This is a genomic window from Gracilimonas sp. (genome assembly GCF_017641085.1).
Classification (GTDB): Bacteria; Bacteroidota; Rhodothermia; order Balneolales; family Balneolaceae; genus Gracilimonas.
On record NZ_JAEPPI010000002.1, the window covers coordinates 832035 to 844872 of the forward strand.

The following is a 12838-nucleotide window of genomic DNA, read 5'->3' on the forward strand; positions in this document are numbered from 1 at the left end:
AAGATTCTATTCTATTTCATCAATATCATCTGAATAAACAGAAGGATTTGCCTCCCGAAGGTTATATGCACTTCGCATCACTTCTCCATAAGCACCGGCGCTGCGTATGGCAATTAAATCCCCGCGCTGCACTTCCGGTATAGAAACATCCTTACGAAAAGTATCGGAGCTTTCGCAAATAGGGCCGACCACATCATAGGTTTTTTCACCTTTATCGCTGGTGAGTACATCAATGCGGTGTTTGGCCTGATACAGAGCCGGACGAATAAGCTCTGTCATCCCCGCATCAACGATAGCAAAGTTCTTGGCCTTTCCTTCTTTTGTATAGAGAACACGCGTGATCAGACTTCCGCATTGCCCGGCTACTGAACGTCCCAATTCGAAGTGTAAGCTCTGGTGGTTTTTAAGCTTGATGTTTTCTTCAAACAGACTGAAGAAACGCTCAAAATCAGGTACAGAATGGTCATTGGGGTGATCATAATTGATACCAAATCCACCGCCCACATTAATCACGGTCAGTTTAAAACCTTTGTCTTCAATGTAATTATTAAGTGCATTGGCTTTGGAGCAGAGCTCCTCAAAAGGGGTAAATTTTTCTATTTGTGAACCGATGTGAAAGTGAATACCAATGAGCTCCAGGTTTTCCAGGTCCGGAAATTTGTCAAGAACGGTATCCAGATCCGATTCATTAATTCCGAACTTATTTTCATTCAACCCGGTGGTGATGTATTTATGAGTGTCGGCTTCCACATTGGGGTTAAGTCGCAAGGCCACCCGTGCTTTCTTCCCATGCTGTCCGGCCAGTTCATTCAACACATCGAGTTCCTGGGTAGATTCACAGTTAAAGCAAAAAATGTCGTGCTTCAATCCAAGCTCAATTTCTTCATCACTTTTACCAACCCCGGCAAAGGCAATTTCATCCGGGGAAAAACCGGAATCTATCGCTCTCTGTACTTCTCCGCCGCTTACACAGTCGGCGCCGAGGCCTGATTCCCTGATTACATTAAGAATGCGTGTTTGGTTATTCGCCTTTAGCGCAAAATGGACGTGAAATCCTTTTGAAATGGCATGTTTCTTAACTTGTTCAAGAGTATTTCGAAGGACATCAAGATCGTAGAAAAAATAAGGGGTTTTAAATTCCTGTAGCGCAGAAATCACAATATTAGGAAACATGTTCTATTTTTAGAGGAACTTTATAGCGTAAATTATCCGGTAATTTTTAAAATCTTAAAACATAAAAAGCCGTATATGCTGAATACGGCTTTTAATCTTACAAACATCACTTTCGAAGATAAAGAAACTCTTTTTAAGTTAAACAAATTATAATTGATCGGACCGATTACGAAAACCAATGGGTTAATAGAATTTAGTGGAACTCCATGGAATTCTAATAAGGTTATGTTATAATAAAGATCGAAATTAGTGGTGGCCAAGCACGAAAAAAAATACAGTGCTTTGATAAATTTAATTGCTCAAAGAAATGTCTTAACGTTCATTTTCACCCTATTTTATCCCAGTAAAAAAATGATAGTACATTTGAGTTTACCGAATATAACCGGGAAAGAGGTTATCGAATAACCCTAAGACATCGGGATTTCAAGTAACACGTCATTAAATAAACGCGATAAAAAACTGTACTTACTTTAATAATATATGAAGCACGAAAAATTAGCTAAAGAATTAGGCCTCTCAGATGTATATGCGATTGCAACAGGGGCTATGTTTAGCTCGGGGTTTTTTCTATTACCTGGTCTGGCCGCTGCAGAAACAGGCCCATCCGTATTTCTCGCTTATTTTGTTTCCGGGTTGATTGTATTGCCCACCATGTTTAGTGTAGCTGAATTGGCTACTGCCATGCCCAGGGCCGGAGGAACCTATTACATCATAGACAGAAGTCTCGGCCCAATGATTGGAACCATCGGGGGCTACGGTTCGTGGCTGGCACTGGTACTAAAAAGTGCGTTTGCCTTAATCGGGATGGGGGCCTACATCTCCATTTTTTATGAAGTGCCTATAGTTCCTGTAGCGATCATCCTGACGATTGTTTTCGGGATTTTAAATGTAGTAGGAGCCAAAGAGACTACATTCTTGCAAAAAGTTCTGGTTGCTGCATTGGTTTCCATAATGGCGTTCTACATTATTCAGGGTGTTTTTGCTGTGTTCAATATGGATATCGTTAAGATTACCAGGGAGCAATTCACCCCTTTCTTTATTGATGGATATTATGGCTTCTTTGCCACGGTAGGGATGGTTTTTGTTTCTTATGCGGGACTTACCAAAGTGGCTAGTATAGCCGAAGAGGTGAAAAACCCGGACCGGAATATTCCACTGGGTATGTTTCTCGCGATAGCAACGGCGGTTTTTGTATATGTAATTGGCGTTTATATCATGGTGGCGCTACTTGAACCGGAAGCGTTCCGTGAGGATTTAACACCGGTAGCTACTGCAGGAGAAGTATTTTTAGACTGGCTGCCAGAACCAACGGGGCTGATTTTGGTAGTGATTGCAGCGGTGGCTGCTTTTGCCTCAACAGGTAACGCAGGTATTATGTCGGCTTCCCGGTATCCTATGGCGATGGCACGAGATAAGCTGATTAATGAACGTTTCGCCAAACTAAGTAAGCTTGGAACGCCCCTATGGTCGGTAGTAGCAACCGTGTTGATGATGATTTTCTTCCTTGTTGCTTTTAATGTGGCAGAAGTGGCCAAGTTAGCCAGTGCATTCCAGTTATTGTTATTTGGTCTGTTGAACCTTGCCGTTATCGTGATGCGGGAAAGTAAAATTGAGGAATACGACCCTGGTTTCAATTCACCTTTCTACCCATGGATTCAGATTGCCGGGATCATATTGTCGATTGTATTGATTTTTGAGATGGGTGGGCTTTCCATTCTATTTACTCTTGTAGTGAGTGTATTTGGTGTAATCTGGTTCAAGTATTATGCAGCTGACAAGGTAGATCGTCAAGGTGCTATTTTCCATGTTCATGCCCGGTTGGGGGAAAATAAAGATCAGGGGCTAGAGCACGAAATGAGAACCATTTTAAGAGAAAAAGGCCTTCGCCAGGAAGACCCTTATGAAGAAATGATCTCAAGGGCCAGGGTACTGGAGTTCTCAGGATCCACCAGTTACGATGAAATTCTGACGGCTACCAGTGAGGAATTTGCCGAACAACTGGGTAAAAACCCCAATGAATTGTACGACATGCTTTCTCAGTTGGAAGAAGACCGAATTATCCCTATTGCTAAAGGGGTGGCTCTTAATCATGCCCGGATGAAAGAAAAGGTAGAGCCGGAGATGGTGCTGGTACGGGTAAAAGACGGATTGGAAGTGGACAAGCTTAAAAATCTGGATTCCAAAAAAGCCGGCGCAGAAAAATTAAGCTGCCTGTTATTTTTTATCAGTTCAGATGAAAACTCAGGACAGCATTTGAGGATTTTGGCTCATGTTGCTGAAATGGTAGGCACAAAGAACTTCCTTGACCGGTGGGTGAATGCAGAAAATGAAGCGGAACTGAAAGAAATTTTGCTGCGTGACGAGCGCTTTATCCGCCTCATCCTGAATCCGGAGGATAAAACTGATGAGTTTATCGGGAAAATGATTAAAGATGTGTCTTTGCCGGGACAAAGCCTGATTACCATTATCCGGAGGAAAGACCAGATCAAAATCCCGCATGGAATCACCGTACTCCAGGAAGGGGATGAGCTCTCCATTATCGGAGAGATTGAGGACATTAAAGAGCTGAAAAAGCTGCTAAAGTAAAGCTATAGCAGCTTTTTGGTCAGCTTCTCAATGATCTCGTCAAAACTGAGAGACATCTCTTCACTTTCCTTCATATTACGAAGGGTGAACTTGCCTTCATTCAGTTCATTGTCTCCGACAATGAGTGTATAAAGGGCGTTCTCCCGGTTGGCATCCTTCATCTGAGCTTTCATTGAACGGCTCATATAATCCATGGTAGCTGAAAGTCCGGCTTCCCTGGTTTTGGGAAGATGGGTGAGTGCCCATTTTCGTGCAGCATCACCAAGCGTCACAAAGTAAACATCTACAGCTTTCTCCTCGGCAAGTTCAATGCCCAGTTCTTCACAGGCAATCATTAGCCGCTCCATGCCAGCGGCAAATCCTACAGCAGGAGTAGAAGGCCCGCCAACTTCTTCAACCAACAGGTCGTAGCGACCACCACCGGCCAGAGCATCCTGCGAGCCAAGATCCGGGCTGGTAAGCTCAAAAGCTGTGCGGGTATAGTAATCCATACCGCGGACAAGATGCGGATCGAGGGAATAGGAGATTCCGAGGTCGTCCAGGTAGCTTTTAACCTTTTCAAAATGCTCTTTTGATTCCTCATTCAGGTAATCCTGTATCACCGGAGCTTGTTCGATGAACGGCTGATCCTCCTCTTCCTTAGAGTCGAGTATACGCATCGGGTTTTTCTCAAATCGTTTTTGAGAAAGCTCGCTCATCTCATCAAGATTTGGCTTCAGGTATGCCCGCAAAGCTTCTTTGTATGCTTCCCGGCTTTCGGGGTCACCCACAGAATTGAGTTTCAGATCAAAATTCTTAATGCCAATACGCTGGTATATGCGCATCATAAAAGCGATGCACTCAACATCAGCGATAGGATCGTCGCTGCCCAGTATCTCCAGCCCAAACTGATGGAATTGTCTTTGTCGCCCTTTCTGAGGTTTCTCTGCCCGGAACATCGGTCCTATATAATAAAGCTTCTGAGAACCGCCGCGCTGCTGCATATGATGTTCCACAAATGCACGTACCACGGGAGCGGTCAGCTCAGGCCGCAACACATAATGACTGTCCCCCTTTTCGAAAGCAAAAATCTCTTTAGATACAATATCCGTCAATTGTCCCACGCCCCGCACAATCAACTCGGTTTGCTCCATGATGGGAGTGCGAATTTCTTCGAAATTAAATTTAGCGGCTTCCTCCTGAATAATCTGTTCGAGAGCTCTCCATTTAGGGGATTCGTCAGGAAGGATGTCCACCATTCCAAGGTGGGTAGTGTATTTGGGTTTGGGCATGGGTTAAATCAGATGATAATTACTTGTGCTAATTGGCACTAAAGATAAGGTTCCCAAAGGTGAATTGCTTTGAGCTGAAGGAGAGTCAAATCAGTTCTTAAGCACTCTCTTTAGTTGCTCTGATATGAAGTTATTCACTTCATCAGAGAGCTTGAAAATCCAAACAGCGGCAAAATAGAGAGCAGCCATACATATGGACCTGATAGCAATATCTACATATATGTTTTCGAATTGAGGTATTAAATAGGAGAGGAGGAGAGTGGCTATTCCTGTTGCAAGCAATCCCAATAAATTCCATGTAAATGGTTGCATTTTGAATTTCACCCAGACAAAAATCACCTTGATAATATTGTATGTAAAAATGGATGCAGCCGTGGCTAATGCAGCGCCTTGTAATCCAAACATCGGAATCAGAACAGCATTGAGGGTAATGGCAAGTATTACGAGTATCCAGGATGAGTAAAAATCGAACCGAAAGTATTTTGAGGCGATTATTATTTGTCCATTAGCACCGGTTACCATTTCCAGAAGATTACCCAGGCCTATTATGATGATAACGATGCTGCCATCTACATACTCTTTGGGTAGCATCTCGTATAAATTATCAATATTGGCGATTACGCCTATATAAATGATAAGACCGGTCAGAAATTGGTTGAGAGAGGTTTGTTTATATACCTCTTTTACATTCTGTATATCATTTCTTTGAAAAGCTGCTGCTATTACCGGAAATGAAATCTTGGTTATTGATTTTTTGGGTACTGTAATAACCGAACCAACATAGAGTGCGATAGCGTAAATTCCTGTTTGTTCAAGGCCATTAAAGGTACCAACCATGATCAGGTCAATGTTGCCGATTAGTAGCATGGTTAAACCGCTGAAAAAGGAGTAAAAACTGTAACTGCGTATCTGTTGCCGGGTATCATTGTCAAATATTTGCAACACCGGCTCAAAGTTCAGTAGCTTTTCCTTTAATGCATAGCCAAAAAGAAGCAGGTAGAGCAACGCATAGCTCCCAATAAATATCAGCATAAAAGTATCAAACGTAATAAAATCGAAATAGAAGAGAACTAAATCGAGGATCATCATCACTCTGAGCAAAATGTCTTGCAAAAAAGAGGCAAAAACAGTGTTGAATTGGGCCTTTACGAAGGAATTTAAAACACTGAATGATACGGTGAATAATACAAGTGGAATGATGTATAGATAGTACTCACCGAGCAAGCCTGATCCCGAGTCATAAAAGCTGATAACAAAATCTCTAAAAAAGATGAGGATTAATGAGTAGGCTAAAAACCCGATGGCAGGCGGAATTAAAAAGGCCCAAAATATACCTGACGGATTATTTGTTTTTTTTGAGAGTGTTGGGAAAAACTTTATTACAGAATTTGGAATACCAAAAGTGATGATTTGAACACTTATAGTAGAAATGGCAATTAAAATCCTGGTAAGCCCGAATTGGTCAGCCTCAAGTATATGCGGATAAAGCTGAATGGTGGTGACAAAGCCTATAATAATCCCGATATAGGATATTATTGCATTGCGTAAGCTTTGTTTTATTATTATTCCCAAGCTGACTTAAACTGATTAATTAAGGCTTTATTTTATCTGTCTTTTTCTATTTTAGTGGTGTGAAGCTACCGAATATAAATCCATTCTGAAATCCTGATTAATAAAGTTAATGAAAAATTCTTCTGAAATTACATTTTCCCATGAATGGATTTATAAGCTTGAAAACAGGGGGCACTGGACACTTTACTGGCATCAGCTCAACCTGATATTAAATACAAGCGGCTTGTCAAAAGATGCTAAAATTATAGAGATTGGAGTGGGAAGCGGATTAACATCCAGCTATTTGCGAAGAAAAGGATACCAGGTTACTACTCTGGATATTGATGAGAATAAAAATCCTGATATTCAGGCTAATATTATCGAAGACGAATTGCCGGAGGCTGACGTGTATTTAGCCTTCGAAATATTTGAACACATTCCATTTGAAAGCGCCAAAAAAGTTTGGAAAGAATTAGCTGAGAATAAAGTGGATAAGCTTTTTTTCAGTATTCCTCATGCGTATAAAACTTACTTTTTTGCAGAGTTTTATATTCCAAAGCTAGGTAGAAGAACTATACATATTGGACGGAAACGCAAATACATACATACAAAGAATCATCACTGGGAATTAGGTATTAACCATATAACTACTGAAAGTATTAAGCAGATACTTTCAGAAGCCGGGTATACTATAGACTATTCATACAGATATAGAAACCATCATTTCTTTGCTGCCTCATTAATTTAAGCCGATGAAGCTCAGTCAATTTCTTATATCCTTACAAAGTATAGCACTGAAGCCGATTGAAAGATATTTCAGAAAATCATTGACCTATAATCATAATGTGAAGCCGGTTTGGATCATCGGGGTGCCAAGGTCAGGAACTACATTAGCTTATCAGCTTTTTTGCACAGCTTTTAAAACTTCTTACCTGAGCAACCGGGTTGTGAAGAGATATCGGATAGCACTGTTAACAAGGATGGCAGAACGATTCCTTTACTCCAAAAAATTGATCCCTCCCTCATTTGAATCTGCTTATGGATATACCCAATCTGCCAATGGCCCGCATGAAGGAGGTCCGCTTTTTTACCAGTACTTCCCGAAAGAGTATCCATACACAGATGCTGATGATTTGGATGAAAAAGATGCTAAAGAATTCAAGAGAGTGATACAAGCAATCAGCTATCCGAACAAGCTGTTTGTTTCTAAGAATACAGTCCATTCTCTGAGAATTAAAGCACTAGCTAAACTTTTTCCTGATTCTGTCTTCTTGTGGGTAACAAGAGATAAGGTAGCTACCGCTCATTCGATTATAAATGCACGGGATGCAAATGGAATTAGATCAGAACAGTGGTGGAGTGTTAAACCGCCGGGATGGATTGAAAAAAACAAACTTCCTGAAATTGAAAAAGTGGTTTGGCAAATCAATGAAATTGAATCTATTATTCGAAGAGATTTAGCAGAAGCCCGGGTATCGTTCATGAAAATATCATATAAAGATATTTGTGAGAATCCACGGAAATTGGTTGAAGAGGTAGCCCATCAGTTTCATCTAAATGATTATGTTCAAAAAATAGGTGAACTTATACCTCCATCTTTTCCATACTCTAAAGCACCTGAAGATGAATTGGCAGAAGAATTAAAAAAAATCTGGAATGATTGAAATGACTCCTCATGAGTTGCCCGGAAATATATTTATGCAACCCTGGTGGTTAGATATTGTAGCACCTAACCGGTGGGAAGATATTCGTATTGAGAAAGGCGGGGAAATTTATGCACGCTGGCCGGTAGTGAAAAGGAAAGAGAAAGGCTTTACGTTTGTACAAATGCCTGTTTTGACACAGAAATTAGGGCCGTGGATAAAGCAAACAAGCCCTAAAATTGAAACGATTCACAGTACCGAACGGTCCATGCTCGAAAAGCTTATCGGGAAGCTTCCTCCCTTTGATAAACTTACTTACAATCTGAACGAAGACATTATCAATTATCTGCCCTTTATTTGGAATGGGTTTACCCAGCACTCATTAACTACGTTTAGGTTCGAGTATCCATTTGATACCGACAAAACCTGGAAGAGATTGAAAAGCTCTGTTCGAAGAGATATTCGCCGGGCCGAAGAAGAGCTTGAAGTTAGCAAAAACATCAAAGTAGGAGAGTTATATGATATGGTTGTCAAAACTTTTGACCGGCAAGGTTTAAAGCCATCGTATTCAAAAGAAGTTATTACAGAATTGGTTAAACAAGCGTCTGCAAGAGAAAGAGCGAGTATCTTCGGGGCCAAAGATTCTAAAGGAAAACTCCATGCTGCTCAATTGTTTATTCATGATGATGATGCAACATACTATCTGGCGGGGGGATTTGACCCGGATTCTGATGTTCCCGGGGCAGTATCTTTGGTGCTCTGGAACGGCATAAAAGAAGCAAACAGCAGAGAAAATGCCTTTGATTTTGAAGGCTCAAGTATTAAATCTATTGAGCGATATTTTAGTTCTTTTGGAGCTAAGCAGGTATACTTTCATAATATTCAAGCAGTCAGTAGGAGATTTGCTCCCTTTCATTATGGAAAGAAACTGCTAAAGAGAATCAAGGAATGACGGATCAGATTGTTAAGATAACTTCAAGCCCTGATTACATTTCAGAAAAGCAATTCGTTTTTGATGTATTAGTAAGGGATTTCCTGAAACTGGACTATGCACTGGAAATACTGGATGAAGCGGATAACTATTCCATTACTTTTGAAGAAAAACAGATCCTTATACCAGACGTTTTCTTTGATCAGATTTATAAAAAGGATCATAAATTATTACCCGAAGTAGAAGCCTATCAAACGGGTTATGACAATGCATCTCTTGACAAACTACCCGGATGGTTTGCCAATAAGCAAAGGACTAATGACTCCGGTATAAGAACGTTACCCGTTGATGTTATCGGAATGGCTTTTTTTCTGATGAGCGGGTATGCTGATATTCATTTTGCAGAAAAGGATACGCATCAGCGCCGGATAGGGTCTACTTCATTCCTGGTAAAAAAAAATCTGGTTGACCGCCCCATCATTCAGGAATGGTTTACCATATTGGCCGGACACTTGTTTGGAGATGAAAAACTAAAGCCGGGAAAGAAATTGCCTGCCTATTCAAAACATATTTCTCATGATGTTGATCAGCCATTTGAATACCTCAACTATTCCAAAACCCGATTAATAAAAAGGCTGGCCGGTGATGTGCTGGTGCGAAAGAAGCCCCAAAAAGCAAAAAAGAGATATCAGCTTTACAAAAAAGTAAAACAAGGGAATTATCGAGTAGACCCTTATAATAATTTTAATGAGCTTGTTCGGTTACTGGAAAAACATGATTTAAAAAGTACATTCTTTTTTATTTCGGGTGAACCAAAGAGTGAATATGATGCTATCTATGATATCAATCACCCTGCTATATCCGATATTTTAAAGAAGGTACACACAGCAGGACATAAAATCGGGTTGCACCCTTCCTACAAAACCAGGCATAATCCTGATCTGCTACGCAAAGAAGTGCAAAAACTTCAAAAGGTATGTAAATCGCTTGGTATTGATGCTCCTGTAGAAACCAGCAGAAAGCATTATTTACGGTGGGATTGGAGGCATACGCCTCGTATTTTACAAAAAGCCGGTATTAAACATGATTATACTCTTGGCTATGCAGACAGGACAGGATACAGGGCTGGTGTGGCATTTCCTTTCAGAGCATTCGATTGGGAATCAAAAAAATCATTGAAAATTAAACTTCATCCGCTCATTGTAATGGAAGCCAGTTTATTGGCAAATAAGTATATGGGATACACTGTAAAGGAGGCCGGTCAAAAGATTGTGTTTTACCATAATCAATTAAACCGGCTTGGTGGAGAATTTGTGCTTTTATGGCACAATCATGAATTGATTGAACCGGAAAAACTAACCTTGTTTAAGAAATTTTTATCACTGTAATATGCATATACTAATGCTACTGGATCATGCCTATCCTCCGGATCAGCGAGTTGAGAATGAGGCGGAGTCACTTGTTAAGAATGGTTTAGAGGTTACGGTTCTTTCGCTTGCGGAGGATGACAGGCCCGAAATTGAAATGGTGAATGGGGTCAGGGTTCATCGTTTTAAATTATCGAACAAAATCATAAAAAAGCTGCGGGGAGCAGTAGGCTTTTTTGATTTATACTCCCACCTTTTCTATCGGTATGCAAAAAAAGCTTATGCCAGGAAACCTTTTGATGCTGTTCATGCCCATGATTTATATCTGGTGAAAGCGGGGATCATGATAAAGGAAAAATTTGAAATTCCATTGGTTGCAGACCTGCATGAAAATTATGTAGAAGCCTTATCGCAGTATGCCTGGAGTACACGTCCGCCTGGCAAGTGGTTAATTTCTTTAGAAAGATGGAAGAAGCTTGAAAAGAAGTGGCTGGAAAAATCGGATCGTATCATTTCAGTTATAGCCGAAATGAAAGACCGCTATACAGGGATGGGATTTGGCGAGAATGAAGTCCTTGTAATTCCCAATACCCCTAATATCCAGGCATTTCGGGAATTTCCAATCAAGCAAGATATTATCACAAAGTATGAGAACAGAAAGATTTTGCTGTATTCCGGCGGGTTTGATCTGCACCGGGGGTTGGAAACAGCTGTCCGTGCTATGAAGTTTGTTAAAGATGAGCACCCTGACGCTCTGCTACTCTTAGTTGGGGACGGACGAAATCGTTCTGAGCTTGAAGCTTTAACCGATGAACATGCATTAAGGGATTTTGTAATATTCGAAGGGTGGCAAGACCAGTCAAATATCCGAAGCTATGTGAAAAGTGCAACGATCGGGTTGATTCCTCATGTTCGGTCCGTTCAAACTGATGCGTCCATTCCTCACAAACTAGGTTATTATATGTCGGAAGAGTTACCTGTTATATCTTCCAACTGTACCTCTCTCGAACGTATGGTAACCGAACATGAAGCCGGGAAAATTTTCGAATCCGAAAATGACAGGGATTTGGCTAATCAAATCAATTATTTATTGTCGCATCCTGATGAAGCCAAAATATTGGCTGAAAACGGAAAGCGCGCTGTAGAAAAAGAGTTTAACTGGGAGGCTACTGTAGAGCCTATGATCAGTTACTATAAAAGCCTGGCCTCTAATTAGATGAAATAGTTCTTAATGTGTGCGGCAATTTTTTGAGCTGCATCACCTTCACCATATAATGGTTTCCAGACGGAGGTCGGGTTAGCATGTATAGCAGAGAGTATTTTGTCTGTGTTAGCTCCTGTAATTTGGTTCCAGTTTCCATCCAAAGTCTCTGTCCATTCCGTTTCCTCCCGGATGGTAATGCACGGCTTCTTCATCCAGTAAGCTTCTTTTTGGAGGCCACCGGAATCAGTAATCACCTTCGTGCAGTTCTTCAGCAAAGTCATCATTTTGAAATAGGAAACAGGCTCGATCAGGTGTAGGTTTTCAGGCAGCTGAATGTTACTTAGCCTCTTTTTATTTCGGGGGTGAACCGGCCATACAACGGGTTCATTTATTTCGGAAAATGCTTGCAGAATGGAGCGTAGGTTATTTTCAGAATCAGTGTTTGCCGGACGGTGCACGGTAGCCAGGTAGAAATTATTAGGGGCAAATGGGATGATAGCTGAAAAATTCACTTTCTCTTCAGCTATTTTGGAAAAAGTAAGCAATGCATCATACATCACATCTCCTACATCAAAAACATTTTTCTTAATGCCTTCCTTAGCTAGCTGTGTAACCCCCCCTTTAGATGAGCAAAATAAAAGTGTTGACATGTGGTCGGTTAAAACCCGGTTTGTTTCCTCAGGCATTTCACGATTAAAGCTTCGTAAACCTGCTTCGATGTGAATCACAGGTATATGCAGTTTTGAAGCCACTAATGCTCCTGCTAAAGTAGAGTTTGTATCACCATAAACAAGAAGGGCATCAGGAGCTTGGTCGGACTTAAGAATAAATTGTTCAATTTTTTGAAGCATAATCCCGGTTTGAGCACCATGATGTCCGGATCCTACTTCCAGGTTCACGGTTGGAGCCGGAAGGTCGAGCTCTTCCCAGAATATGCTACTCATTTCATGGTCGTAATGTTGACCGGTATGAATGATTTCTTCTGTAATGCCCGCATCTGTCAAAGCTTTTGAAACTACTGCTGCTTTAATAAATTGAGGCCTTGCACCAACTACGGTTAATATGGTTTTCACGAGCTGTATTTTTTAGATTTAAATCGTTGGGTAAGATAC

10 protein-coding genes are annotated in these 12838 nt (G+C 40.9%); 6 read left to right on the forward strand and 4 right to left on the reverse strand.

The window, feature by feature from the left end:
- Positions 1–6 precede the first annotated feature (6 nt).
- A complete protein-coding gene (gene lysA, locus JJ941_RS10615) occupies positions 7–1173 on the reverse strand; it encodes a diaminopimelate decarboxylase (RefSeq protein ID WP_290964876.1) in 1167 nt (388 codons plus the stop codon).
- A gap of 480 nt (positions 1174–1653) precedes the next feature.
- Between lysA and JJ941_RS10620 the strand changes: the two genes are divergently transcribed.
- Entirely contained in the window at positions 1654–3759 is a 2106-nt protein-coding gene (locus JJ941_RS10620) for an amino acid permease (protein ID WP_290964878.1), read from the forward strand.
- 2 nt (positions 3760–3761) lie between these two features.
- Here JJ941_RS10620 and hisS read toward each other — a convergent pair whose 3' ends face one another.
- Positions 3762–5030: a histidine--tRNA ligase gene (gene hisS / locus JJ941_RS10625; protein WP_290964881.1), complete on the reverse strand. Its 1269-nt coding sequence runs from the start codon at positions 5028–5030 to the stop codon at positions 3762–3764.
- A gap of 90 nt (positions 5031–5120) precedes the next feature.
- Positions 5121–6602, reverse strand: a complete 1482-nt coding sequence (locus tag JJ941_RS10630; protein WP_290964883.1) for a polysaccharide biosynthesis C-terminal domain-containing protein — start codon at positions 6600–6602, stop codon at positions 5121–5123.
- A 109-nt stretch (positions 6603–6711) separates the two neighbouring features.
- On the opposite strand from JJ941_RS10630, the gene JJ941_RS10635 reads away from it, so the two are divergent.
- From JJ941_RS10635 to JJ941_RS10655, 5 genes are read left to right on the forward strand one after another with little or no spacing between them, the layout of a single operon-like run.
- Complete coding sequence (locus tag JJ941_RS10635) at positions 6712–7329, forward strand: methyltransferase domain-containing protein (RefSeq protein WP_290964885.1); 618 nt, start codon at positions 6712–6714, stop codon at positions 7327–7329.
- A gap of 4 nt (positions 7330–7333) precedes the next feature.
- Entirely contained in the window at positions 7334–8245 is a 912-nt protein-coding gene (locus tag JJ941_RS10640; RefSeq protein WP_290964887.1) for a sulfotransferase, read from the forward strand.
- Positions 8238–9176: a GNAT family N-acetyltransferase gene (locus JJ941_RS10645; RefSeq protein WP_290964888.1), complete on the forward strand. Its 939-nt coding sequence runs from the start codon at positions 8238–8240 to the stop codon at positions 9174–9176. Before JJ941_RS10640 ends, JJ941_RS10645 begins: the two co-directional genes overlap by 8 nt.
- The gene (locus JJ941_RS10650; protein WP_290964890.1) at positions 9173–10543 is read left to right on the forward strand and encodes a polysaccharide deacetylase family protein; all 1371 of its coding nucleotides are present in this window, start codon (positions 9173–9175) and stop codon (positions 10541–10543) included. The genes JJ941_RS10645 and JJ941_RS10650 overlap by 4 nt, the downstream gene beginning before the upstream one ends.
- Position 10544: 1 nt before the next feature.
- Positions 10545–11738, forward strand: a complete 1194-nt coding sequence (locus JJ941_RS10655; protein WP_290964893.1) for a glycosyltransferase family 4 protein — start codon at positions 10545–10547, stop codon at positions 11736–11738.
- Here the strand turns inward: JJ941_RS10655 and wecB are convergent.
- Positions 11735–12799, reverse strand: coding sequence for a UDP-N-acetylglucosamine 2-epimerase (non-hydrolyzing) (gene wecB, locus JJ941_RS10660; protein WP_290964896.1), 1065 nt, complete (start codon positions 12797–12799; stop codon positions 11735–11737). The two genes, JJ941_RS10655 and wecB, sit on opposite strands and share 4 nt — an antisense overlap.
- Positions 12800–12838 lie beyond the last annotated feature (39 nt).

What these genes read in the sequence shown, in the direction of transcription:
- JJ941_RS10620 (WP_290964878.1), top strand. Translation starts at nt 1,654, where the DNA reads ATGAAGCACGAAAAATTAGCTAAAGAATTAGGCCTCTCAGATGTATAT.
- JJ941_RS10655 (WP_290964893.1), top strand. Translation starts at nt 10,545, where the DNA reads ATGCATATACTAATGCTACTGGATCATGCCTATCCTCCGGATCAGCGA.
- hisS (WP_290964881.1), bottom strand. Translation starts at nt 5,030, where the DNA reads ATGCCCAAACCCAAATACACTACCCACCTTGGAATGGTGGACATCCTT.
- JJ941_RS10650 (WP_290964890.1), top strand. Translation starts at nt 9,173, where the DNA reads ATGACGGATCAGATTGTTAAGATAACTTCAAGCCCTGATTACATTTCA.
- JJ941_RS10635 (WP_290964885.1), top strand. Translation starts at nt 6,712, where the DNA reads ATGAAAAATTCTTCTGAAATTACATTTTCCCATGAATGGATTTATAAG.
- lysA (WP_290964876.1), bottom strand. Translation starts at nt 1,173, where the DNA reads ATGTTTCCTAATATTGTGATTTCTGCGCTACAGGAATTTAAAACCCCT.
- JJ941_RS10645 (WP_290964888.1), top strand. Translation starts at nt 8,238, where the DNA reads ATGATTGAAATGACTCCTCATGAGTTGCCCGGAAATATATTTATGCAA.
- JJ941_RS10640 (WP_290964887.1), top strand. Translation starts at nt 7,334, where the DNA reads ATGAAGCTCAGTCAATTTCTTATATCCTTACAAAGTATAGCACTGAAG.